The following is a 4649-nucleotide window of genomic DNA, read 5'->3' on the forward strand; positions in this document are numbered from 1 at the left end:
TGGTGTCGCCGTCTTAATGTTGATTACGAACGTTTACCTGCTTCATCAGAGGCTTTCATCCACATTGCTATGATCCGACTTATGCTACGGAGACTTGCTTGAATATTTTATACTCTCCGTATTTCCAAACATCCTCTTAGATGCGATCGATCTGTTATTCGATGCGCCTCATTTATACAACAATTTTTTTAGCCTGTTGCGAAGCCTGCACGAAGCGGGGAAACATACGGAAATTTTGAGTAGACTGCGACTGATTATCTCTCATGCGGCTGAAGTTTACATCCCGCTCGAAATCGATAGATCTCCATTTAATGTCGGGATTAGTATTGAAGTTAGTGAATTTAGCCGCGATCGAGTAGAGTTACTCGCAACCAAACATCAGTTAAACTGGACGCAGCAAGATTGCGATCGACTGATGAGCGTTATTGGCGGACATCCATTTTTAGTCAGACTGGCGATGTTTGAAGTCGCTCATGGTAACATCGATTTGCCTACCCTGATTGCCACCGCTACGAGCCGTCAGAGCATCTTTTATCGCCGCCACCTCGCCAGACTCGAAACTACCCTCAACAGTCATCCAGACTTACTTGCAGCGATGAATGATGTGCTGGCATCCCCAACTGGGGCGATTTTATCTCCCCGCTTGAGAGGAAGATTAGAGGGATTGGGATTGGTAAAATTCAGCGGCGAATTTGTCATTCCCAGATCTGAGTTGTACCGGGAATATTTCAGCAATCTAGCCGCGATCGAAACTAAATCATAACTAAATAGTAGCAAAAATATCTCTCTACGGAATTCAGCGATCGGCAGTGTTTAATCTATCTTAGGCTTTAGGTTTTAGGTTTTAGGGAAAAAGGGTTAAAGGGTAAAGGGTAAAGGAAATCTCCCAGTCCCCCAGTCCCCCAGTCTCCCGACTCCTTACTCCTTACTCCTTACTCTCCTCTAAATGCGATCGTCATGGTGCATCTATTTATTATCGATCGTTATGCAAGTATTAAAATTAACCGATAAAATCGAAGGTGCGAGTCTCAATTCAACATCGATTCTAGATCTGAGATTTCATAACATCACAAATCTACCAGATAATATTGGCGATTTTTCTAAATTAGTAGAGTTATCATTATTAAGCAACCAACTAATAACAATTCCAGATAGTATCGGAAATCTCACCAATCTAAATAGTCTATCTCTAAGTGCAAATCAACTAACAACACTTCCCGCAAGTATCGGTAATCTTGCTAATTTGCGATGGCTGTATCTAGGATCTAATCAACTAACTACCATCCCCAACACTCTTGGTAATCTATCAAATCTCACTAGTCTCAGCCTGCGAGATAATTACTTAACTATTCTTCCAGATACTATTGGGGGTCTTTTAAATTTAAAATGCTTATATCTCGATCGCAATCAGTTAGTTAGCTTACCAGATAGTATCGGTAACTTAGTCGAGCTAACCGATCTCAATTTGAGTAACAATTTACTGACTAGTCTCCCCAACAATCTCGGCAATCTAGCTAACTTAACTCGCTTAAATTTAAACAACAATTATTTAACGACTCTACCAGATAGCCTCAGTAATCTGACCAGTCTTCAAGAGCTACAGATTAATAATAACGATATCGCAAATTTATCAATTCTCCAAAAGTTACCCAATTTAAAAATTGTCAAATTTCAAGGCGTAAATTTACCCCAACGCTACTGGCATGATGTGAGCGAATGGCAACCGCAGTGGCTATTAAATGAATATAATAGCCAACTCAGACGCATTTTAATCGATCGGATCGGCTACCTCCAAATTTACAATCAATTTGGCGCACTCTTCCAAGATACTTGGCGACAGTATACATTACTGAAAACCAGAAAATTTCAATCGTTCGATCGCGAACCAATGATGTTATTAAAAATGATTTGTCCCTCCACCGCACACGTTCATATTCTCCGAGTTCCCCCAGATATGAAAAGTGCAGAGGAAGCGATAGTCTGGGTAAATCATGGCATTCATCCCGATACCTTTGCCGTTCAGACTTAAAAGCGGGGAGCGGGGATTGGGGAGTTCGATAACTAAATCCGATAACCGAACCACTATAGACGGGTATTACGATCTGGCAATAATGAGAGAGTCCTTAATATTTAGTTACAATAGACGTAACCGATCGAATAACCGATCGTAGACTTTAGAGTTAGAGGTCGCTGTAATGAATGGTAATATCCGGGTTGGTTCCTTATTTGGCATCCCTTTTTATATCAATCCCACCTGGTTTCTGGTGCTGGGCTTAGTAACGTGGAGTTATGGGGAAGGTTTGGCGGCTCAGTTTCCATACCTAGCAGGTGCTAGTCCATTTATCTTAGGCTTGGTGACTGCGTTACTATTATTTAGCTCGGTACTCGCCCACGAGTTAGGGCATAGCTTTGTAGCGATGAGACAAGGCATCAAGGTAGATTCGATTACCCTGTTTATCTTTGGCGGATTAGCCAGCCTAGAAAAAGAATCCGAAAGTCCCGCCGCTGCCTTTTGGGTTGCGATCGCAGGCCCCGCCGTTAGCTTAGTATTATTTGGTATCCTCACCACACTTGGCTTTACAGCTCATCTGACTGGCCCGATTGCCGCAATTACCGCCGTACTCGCCGCAATTAACTTATCATTAGGCTTATTCAACCTGATTCCGGGCTTACCCCTCGATGGTGGTAATATTCTCAAAGCGATCGTCTGGAAAGTGACTGGTAATCAGTATAAAGGTGTCAAAATCGCCAGCATTGTCGGTCAAGCCTTTGGCTGGGTCGCGATCGGATCGGGCTTATTACCGCTAGTATTATACGGTAGCTTCGATAATATCTGGAACTTACTCATCGGTTCGTTCTTACTCCAAAATGCTGGTAAATCTGCCCAGTTTGCCCGCGTACAAGAACGCCTGACGGGATTGACTGTCGCCGATGCCGTGACTCCCAATAGTCCGATTATCCATCAAGATATCACCCTGCGCGAATTTGTAGACCAACGCACCCTCGCTGGTAGCAACTGGCAAAAGTTTCTAGTTACCGATACATCTGGGCACTTAGTCGGAGAATTGGCACTAGACGCGCTTAAAGATGTTCGATCCGATCGATGGGCGCATACCGCAGTCAGCGAAATCATGACGGCGATCGAACCATCTACAATTATCATCGCCGATCGTCCGTTATTACAAGCGATCGAGCAATTAGAATCCAAGCAAGTTGTGACTCTGAGCGTCACCGATAGCGATGGTATTTTAGTTGGATTGTTAGAAAAAGCCGCTGTGATTAACTTACTCCACCGTAAACCCCTGGAGAATCCTGCATAAAAGTCAAGTAGAACTACGTCTAAAATATTAAACCGATCGATCGGTTTACAGCACTTTCCTGGATTGTGAAGTACAGTTCCCCCCTAGAGCTTCGCGCCCCAAGACCGCACTTTTCGTGCCCCCCTTCCGAACTGATAACTTACTGCATATTACTGGAAAGTGCTGTAATATGCTGGATTGGTGGCGATCTAGACTAGAGTATGCAGCCAGTCGAAGTACAATAGATCGACACTCAGATTAACACCATGAGCCACCGTCCCATCATTCTTGGTATCGTCGGCGATAGCGCGGCGGGTAAAACAACCCTGACTAAAGGCATCGCTCAAATTCTTGGCGCAGAAAATGTTACAGTCATCGGTACGGATGACTATCATCGCTACGATCGTCAGCAGCGCGCAGAACTAAATATTACCGCTCTTCATCCCGACTGCAACTATCTCGACATCATGCAGCAGCATTTGGCACTGCTCCGCAACGGACAACCGATTCTCAAGCCAATTTACAGCCATACCACAGGTACCTTCGATCCACCGAGATATATCAAACCAAATCGGTTTGTCGTAGTTGAAGGATTGCTCGGTTATTCCACCCCCTCACTGCGCGATTGTTTTGATGTCAAAGTCTATCTCGCACCACCCGAATCTCTCCGCACATTGTGGAAAATCAAACGCGATACCCTCAAACGCGGCTACACCGAAGCCCAAGTATTAGCCGAACTCCAAAAGCGCGAACCCGACTCAGCGCAATTCATTCGTCCCCAACGGGAATGGGCGGATCTCGTCGCCAGCTTTTATCCACCCGCCGATAGCACAGATGAAAACGATCCCTTATTAAACGTCCGACTGATCTTGCGCCCGACGATTCCCCACCCCGATTTGAGTGAAATAATCGATCGCGACTACAACGATCTCTACCCGACCATTCGCCTCACGCTCGATCGTGATATGGGCAAACCAGTCGATGTTTTAGAAGTCGATAGTCATGCTACAGCCGATCGGATTAACATTTTAGAACAGATGATTTGCGCCGACATGCCCGATCTCCACACCGTCTGCAACCGCGAAGTCAACCCCAATCTCGGCAATATTACCGGAACCACAGGCGAAATTCTCCAAAGCTACCCACTTGCCCTCACCCAACTCTTAATTACCTATTACATGCTTAAAGCCACTAAATAAACTAGGCTTTAGGCTTTTGGGAATAGGGAATAGAAGTAATTGCAACCCATCTCCCCGTCCCCCCCTCTCCCCCACCCCAAACCCAACCCGCAAAGCCCGAAAATGTTAAAATATATAGTTGCAGTTAAAAAGCGATTCAACCCAAAATTCT

General features: G+C 44.8%; 4 protein-coding genes. All 4 read left to right on the forward strand.

What is annotated here, in order from left to right; translation table 11 throughout:
* The first annotated feature begins 94 nt into the window (after positions 1–94).
* Positions 95–763, forward strand: coding sequence for an AAA-like domain-containing protein (locus RMO79_RS16940; protein ID WP_310484386.1), 669 nt, complete (start codon positions 95–97; stop codon positions 761–763).
* 222 nt (positions 764–985) lie between these two features.
* A complete protein-coding gene (locus RMO79_RS16945; protein WP_310484387.1) occupies positions 986–2029 on the forward strand; it encodes a leucine-rich repeat domain-containing protein in 1044 nt (347 codons plus the stop codon).
* A 166-nt stretch (positions 2030–2195) separates the two neighbouring features.
* Positions 2196–3320: a site-2 protease family protein gene (locus RMO79_RS16950; protein ID WP_310484388.1), complete on the forward strand. Its 1125-nt coding sequence runs from the start codon at positions 2196–2198 to the stop codon at positions 3318–3320.
* Positions 3321–3565: 245 nt separating this feature from the next.
* Positions 3566–4498, forward strand: a complete 933-nt coding sequence (locus tag RMO79_RS16955) for a phosphoribulokinase (RefSeq protein ID WP_310484390.1) — start codon at positions 3566–3568, stop codon at positions 4496–4498.
* The last annotated feature ends 151 nt before the right edge of the window (positions 4499–4649 follow it).

Source organism: Chamaesiphon sp. VAR_48_metabat_403, from assembly GCF_031422475.1.
Classification (GTDB): Bacteria; Cyanobacteriota; Cyanobacteriia; order Cyanobacteriales; family Chamaesiphonaceae; genus Chamaesiphon.

What these genes read in the sequence shown, in the direction of transcription:
- RMO79_RS16945 (WP_310484387.1), top strand. Translation starts at nt 986, where the DNA reads ATGCAAGTATTAAAATTAACCGATAAAATCGAAGGTGCGAGTCTCAAT.
- RMO79_RS16950 (WP_310484388.1), top strand. Translation starts at nt 2,196, where the DNA reads ATGAATGGTAATATCCGGGTTGGTTCCTTATTTGGCATCCCTTTTTAT.
- RMO79_RS16955 (WP_310484390.1), top strand. Translation starts at nt 3,566, where the DNA reads ATGAGCCACCGTCCCATCATTCTTGGTATCGTCGGCGATAGCGCGGCG.